The 5,991-nt window shown below is 43.4% G+C and carries 4 protein-coding genes and 1 pseudogene; 1 reads left to right on the top strand and 4 read right to left on the bottom strand.

Going from position 1 to position 5,991, the window contains the following annotated elements; translation table 11 throughout:
- Window positions 1-199: 199 nt before the first annotated feature.
- The 4 genes from AB5935_RS21820 to dnaB form a co-directional block, all read right to left on the bottom strand.
- Entirely contained in the window at window positions 200-445 is a 246-nt protein-coding gene (locus AB5935_RS21820) for a TIGR03905 family TSCPD domain-containing protein (protein ID WP_007835123.1), read from the bottom strand.
- Between the two features lies 1 nt (window position 446).
- Window positions 447-1,187, bottom strand: coding sequence for a YebC/PmpR family DNA-binding transcriptional regulator (locus AB5935_RS21815; protein ID WP_005839937.1), 741 nt, complete (start codon window positions 1,185-1,187; stop codon window positions 447-449).
- A gap of 33 nt (window positions 1,188-1,220) precedes the next feature.
- A complete protein-coding gene (pheT, locus tag AB5935_RS21810; RefSeq protein ID WP_038609758.1) occupies window positions 1,221-3,683 on the bottom strand; it encodes a phenylalanine--tRNA ligase subunit beta in 2,463 nt (820 codons plus the stop codon).
- A gap of 153 nt (window positions 3,684-3,836) precedes the next feature.
- Window positions 3,837-5,393 (bottom strand): replicative DNA helicase, encoded by a 1,557-nt coding sequence (gene dnaB, locus AB5935_RS21805; protein WP_007849420.1) that lies wholly within the window; start codon window positions 5,391-5,393, stop codon window positions 3,837-3,839.
- A gap of 261 nt (window positions 5,394-5,654) precedes the next feature.
- Here dnaB and AB5935_RS21800 point away from each other — a divergent pair.
- Window positions 5,655-5,991, top strand: a pseudogene (locus AB5935_RS21800) (4-(cytidine 5'-diphospho)-2-C-methyl-D-erythritol kinase); the annotation flags it as partial.

Here is a 5,991-nt window from a genome sequence, read left to right as displayed (position 1 = left end):
AGATATCAGAAGGTGGAGATAGAAAAGGATGGAACGGTGCATCTGACCATCATTCCGGGTAAGGTAAAGACCATCAACCTTTGAAGGGCCTTGAAGAGAACAGAAAATGAAACGGAACAATGATCCGGAAGTAAGATAATATATTGAAAAAAAGAGAAGCTGTCTCAAACTTGAATTACAAGATAAGACAGCCTCTTTTTTATTGTTTCATTTCACGCAACGCCTTACATAATTGATCCGGACAGGAAGTAGAACGGTTTCCGCATCTTACACCTTCCAGTTTCTGTAAGACCTCTTCCACTTTCATTCCTTTCACCAATCGGCTGATACCTTGTAAGTTTCCATTGCATCCGCCCCAAAAGAAAACTTGTTGAATAACGTCATCTTCTACTTCCACTTCGATGTGGCTGCTGCAAGTGCCTTGCGTCTTATAGGTTATTTTCATTTTATTCTTCCTCTTCAGATGCAGGTTTCATGTTTGTATAAACGGTCTGAACATCATCAAATTCTTCCAGACGCTCTACCATCTTGTCTAGAGTTTCACGTTGTTCAGGAGTCACATCTTTTAAGTCATTGGGAATATATGTGAAATCACCACCCACTTCTTCGAAACCACATTCTTCCAAGTGTTTCTGAATTGCTGCGTAGCTCTTCGGATCACCATAGATGGTGATAGTTCCTTCTTCTTCATCTTCGTCGAACTCATCCTCTACATTATAGTCAATCAAATCCAGGATCAGTTCTTCCATATCCATTCCCTCTTTCTTCTTGAAAGTAAATACACATTTATGGTCGAACAAGAAAGCTAAGGAACCGGTAGTACCCAAGTTTCCACCGAATTTGTTGAATACTGAACGCACATCTGCTACGGTACGGGTAGTGTTGTCTGTCAATGTATCAACAAATACAGCTACTCCGTGAGGACCATATCCTTCGTAAGTCATACCTTTGTAGTCACTGGTATCTTTACCCATTGCATTCTTAATGGCGCGTTCAATGTTATCCTTCGGCATGTTTTCACGCTTACAAGTAGCGATCACACCACGTAGGGTCGGGTTATTTTCGGGTTCCGGACCACCTGCTTTTACAGCTATAGCGATTTGTTTACCCAGTCTTGTAAATGTTTTGGCCATGTGGCCCCATCTTTTCAGCTTTGTAGCTTTTCTATATTCAAATGCTCTTCCCATTGGATTGTAGTTTTATAATGGTTATTTTTATTATTATCTTAGTTTTGCACCTAGTTTGTTTTCTAGGTTAGCAATCAGTTTGGACATGATCTTGTCAATCTGTTTGTCGTTCAGTGTTGCGCTTTCATCCTGTAACAAGAAGCTCACTGCATAACTTTTTTTATCCGGTTCCAGATTCTTGCCTTCATAAACATCAAACAATTCTACTTCTTTCAGCAGTTTCTTTTCAGTCTCATAGGCTATTTTTTCGATTTCTGCAAACTGTATGTTCTTGTCAATCAACAAAGCCAAGTCACGTTTCACAGCCGGGAACTTGGAAAGTTCTTTAAAGTTGACTTTAGCCGACTTGATGGCTTTCATCAGTTCTTTCCAGTTGATTTCTGCATAATATACCTCATTGTCTATATCGAATGCTTTTTGAATCTTCTTGCTGATGATGCCGAAGGTGGCCAATAACTTGCCGCCACGTGTGTGTACGCTGATGGCTGTTGAATAGATATCGTTGGTCAGGTTACCGAATACCACGTTGCCGAAATTCAATCCCAAACGGGTAAAGATGTTCAGCACGTATGCTTTTAATTCGTAAACACTGCTGTTTTCATCGGGATGGGCCCATGAATTGCTGACGCGTTTGCCGGTTACCCACAATCCTAAATGATATTCTTCAGCATAAGCCGCAAGCACTTTTTCCGGTTTTTTCTTTTCTGCGTTATAAAAATAGCAGTTACCGAATTCAAAGAATTTCAAATCGGCGTTCTTGCGATTGGCATTGTGCTGGATGCTTTCCAAACCACCGAATAATAAAGTTTGACGCATCACGTTCAAATCGTTACTCAATGGGTTCATCAAGTAAACCAAATTTTCGTTCTTGTATGTTTCCAATCCTTCGTAATAGGAAGCGGCGGTCAGTGAATTGTTCAGTATTTCATTGAAACCACAACCTACCAGTTGCTCTGAAATCAGATTTTGTAATTTCTGGGAGTAATCCACTTCACCTTTGGTGGTCAGGCTGGATTTCAAGGTAGTAGGAATCTCCACATTATTATATCCGTAGATACGGAGAATGTCTTCTACTACATCGCAATCACGTTGCACATCCACACGATAGGGGGGAACTTGTAAAGTCAAGCCTCCGGGTGTTTCGTTCACAATCTTCATTTCAAGACTGGTGACAATGCTCTTTATGGTTTCCACCGGTATGGTTTTTCCTATCAGTGAGTGGACTTTCTCATAATTCAGCTCTACTGTAAAATCGGCTATCGGGGCAGGGTAGTTGTCTTTAATTTCAGAAGAAATAGTACCTCCTGCCAGTTCTTGAACCAGTAAAGCCGCTTCTTTCAATGCATAAATAGTTCCGTTGGGGTCAATACCACGTTCAAAACGGAAAGAAGAGTCCGTACTCAATCCATGGCGACGGGCTGTTTTACGTACCCAAGTCGGGTTGAAATAAGCGCTTTCCAAAAATACATCTACTGTCTGCTCGGTTGTTCCCGAATCCAGACCACCGAATACACCGGCAATGCACATCGGTTCTTCTGTGTTGCATATCATCAGGTCCTTGTCGGATAATTTGCGTTCCACTTCGTCCAAAGTAACGAATGTAGTACCTTCGGCAACAGTCTTCACTACAATCTTCCCACCTTTAATCTTATCTGCATCAAAACAGTGCAGGGGCTGGCCGTATGCGTGAAGGATGTAGTTGGTGATATCCACGATATTATTGATAGGACGTACTCCGATCAGGCGTAATTTGTTTTGCAGCCATTCGGGACTCTCTTTTACAGTTACCCCTTTTATGGAAACTCCGGCATAACGCGGACATGCTTCCGTATTCTCTACTTCAATGGCGATGTCCATATCATGGTTATCCACTTTAAACGCTTCTACAGACGGACGTTTTAAAGTGGCTTGTTTGCCGTTTTGAATCAGGTAGGCATACAGATCTCGGGCCACGCCGTAATGTGAGCAGGCGTCCGCACGGTTCGGGGTGATATCCACTTCCAGTACGTATTCGCTTTTGATATTGAAATAATCTTTAGCGGGAGTACCCGGAACAGCATCCGCCGGCAATACGATGATACCTTCGTGGCTGTTTCCGATACCGATTTCGTCTTCGGCACAGATCATACCCATAGATTCAACTCCGCGGAGCTTTGATTTCTTGATGGTAAAACATTCTTCGCCATCGTATAGTTTGGTGCCCAATGTGGCAACCACCACTTTCTGTCCGGCAGCTACGTTAGCAGCTCCACAGACAATCTGTACCGGTTCTCCTTGTCCCAAATTCACAGTAGTAACATGCATGTGGTCTGAATTGGGATGAGGTTCGCAAGTCAGCACTTCGCCGATGACAATACCTTCCAGACCACCTTTAATTGTTTGGACTTCTTCTACGCCTCCGGTTTCCAAACCGATGGAAGTCAGCGCTTCGGCCACTTCATCCGGTGTCAAATCGAAGTTGACGTATTCTTTCAGCCAATTATAAGAGATATTCATATATGATATTTTTTATGTATTTCAAAATGACCTGCAAATTTAGTAATTATTTTCTTTTATCCTGTTATTTATCCATCACAGATTACTCAGATTAACACAGATTTTTCTTTGAGGGAAATAATCCGTGTTAATTCTGTGAGGGATAAATAAATGTCAGAACGGTAAAGGTCCTTCGGGAATAGGGGTTCCGAACGGATTATTGTCGGCAGGTGCGGCATCAGGAGATGGGGGAGGTACATTGTTGCCACCACCGTTCATTTTGGAACGGATAATACCCGGCGCCTCACCCGGCATAGGCACGATAACATCATCGTCCGGATTCTGGAAGCGGGCGAATTCGCCACGGAAACGCAGCAGTACATCACCTACGGCACCGTTACGGTGCTTGGCGATAATGATTTCTGCCATACCGTGCAGGTCGTTCCCTTTTTCATCCGAGTAGATTTTATAGTATTCCGGGCGGTGGATAAAGCATACCATATCGGCATCCTGCTCAATAGCTCCGGATTCACGGAGGTCACTGAGCTGGGGACGTTTTCCGTCAATACCCTCACGACTTTCCACACCACGGTTCAGCTGGCTCAGTGCGATGATGGGGATGTTCAGTTCTTTGGCTAACCCCTTCAGTGAACGTGAAATGGTACTGACCTCTTCCTGACGGCTGCCGAATGACATTCCGCTGGCATTCATTAACTGAAGGTAGTCAATGATAATAATTTTTACTCCATGCTCGCGTACAAGCCGTCGTGCTTTGGTGCGTAATTCAAAGACGGACAAGGATGGTGTGTCATCCACATACATCGGTGCATCGTATAATTCTTTTATTTTATAATCCAGTTGTCCCCATTCATACGGAGCCAACTGGCCACTCTTGATTTTCTCACCCGGAATTTCGCACACGTTGACAATCATACGGTTGACCAACTGTACGTTGGACATTTCAAGAGAGAACAAAGCCACAGGGATTTTCGCATTTACCGCCATGTTCTTTGCCATGGAAAGCACAAAAGCCGTTTTACCCATAGCGGGGCGGGCGGCAATAATCACCAGGTCGGAATTTTGCCAGCCCGAGGTCATTTTGTCCAATGCATGGAAACCGCTTTCCAGACCACTCAGCCCGTCCGTTCGTGCCGCCGCTTTTTGAAGCATCTCATACGCTTCCTGAATGACAGGGTTGATTTGCGTATAATCCTTCTTCATGTTCTGTTGCGAGATTTCGAACAGTTTTCCTTCCGCTTCCTGCATCAGGTCGTCCACGTCTTGGGTTTCGTCGAAAGCCTTTGTCTGGATGTTGCTGGTAAAGGTAATCAGTTCGCGTGCAAGAAACTTCTGCGCGATGATACGTGCGTGATATTCTATGTGTGCGGAAGAGGCTACCTTGCCGCTTAGCTGTGTTATGTAAAAAGGACCGCCTGCATCTTCCAGTTCACCGGTGCTGCGTAATTGTTCGGCCACAGTCAAGATATCGACAGGTTGCTGGCGTAAAGCCAATGAGGTAATAGCCGAATAAATAAGCTGGTGACGGCGTTCATAAAAAGATTCGGGACGAAGAATCTCACTTACTAATGAGTAAGCATCTTTTTCTATCATTAAAGCTCCCAATACAGCTTCCTCCAGCTCAGGTGCCTGGGGCTGTAAATGTCCGTATTCGTCAACAGGCTTTGCTTTCGAAGTTTTGGGAGTACGTGTCATTTTTCTCGTTTCTGCCATTGTCATCTGTTTAAAGTAGGGCAAAGATAGAACTTTTTGCTGAGTTGGGCACTCGTCCATTCCCAAAAATAATAAAAGAAATATGAACCTGAATCTACAGAGAAATGAACAATCTGGACAGTAAATGGTTTTTTTATATGGTAAAATGAAAAGTTTGTTCTATATTTGGCGCTCTGTCCGGATAAAAGGTGGCGTGCATCTTTGTAGAACGGGCAACAATCTAACGAAACACACTAAAAATAACTATTTAAAGAACAGAATATGATAACATTTCCTAATGCAAAGATTAATTTGGGACTTAATATTATAGAAAAGCGCCCGGATGGATACCACAATCTGGAAACCATATTTTATCCGATAAACCTGCAAGACGCTCTGGAAGTAACGCGGCGGGAAAACAATGACAAAGAATACACTTTACACATAAGCGGAGCTCCTTTGGAGGGTGAACCCGAAGATAATCTGGTAGTAAAAGCCTACAAGTTATTAAAAAAAGACTATCCCGGACTGTTGCCGGTAGATATACACATGTACAAACATATACCGGCGGGTGCCGGACTAGGTGGCGGATCATCAGATGCCGCTTGTATGATAAAGC

It is taken from the genome of Phocaeicola sp. RTP21198st1_B8_RTP21198_201120 (assembly GCF_040929485.1).
GTDB classification, from domain to species: domain Bacteria; phylum Bacteroidota; class Bacteroidia; order Bacteroidales; family Bacteroidaceae; genus Phocaeicola; species Phocaeicola dorei.
Note: the sequence above shows the minus strand (reverse complement) of the source record. Positions and strands in the feature narration are given on the sequence as shown.